This window comes from Pseudomonas sp. AC463 (assembly GCF_979253585.1).
The window spans coordinates 1-316 of sequence record NZ_CEEDDZ010000352.1; the positions used below are offsets into that span (position 1 = coordinate 1).

Consider the following 316-nt stretch of genomic DNA (forward strand, 5'->3'; position numbering starts at 1 on the left):
GCATGGATGTAGCTGATCTCCTTCAGCTTCAGCGCGCCTTCCAACGCCAGCGGGTAATCGGTGCCGCGGCCCAGATACAGCACGTCGCGCGCGCTCGCGACGGTGCCCGCCATCGCCTCGATCGCCTCGTCATAGGCCAGCGCCGCGTTGATCGCGGCGGGCGCCTCCGCCAGATGCTTGACGATCGCCCGCTCTTCCAGATGCGACAGCCGCCCTTTGGCGCGGGCGAGATTGGCGGCGAGCGCGGCCAGCACCGCCAACTGGCAGGTGAACGCCTTGGTCGATGCGACGCCGATCTCCGGCCCGGCATGAGTCG

Annotated in this window: 1 pseudogene; it reads right to left on the minus strand. The window is 69.0% G+C overall.

Annotation, left to right across the window (positions count from 1 at the left end):
* A pseudogene (locus AC0IYH_RS30485) lies at positions 1-316 on the minus strand (glutamine--fructose-6-phosphate transaminase (isomerizing)); the annotation flags it as partial.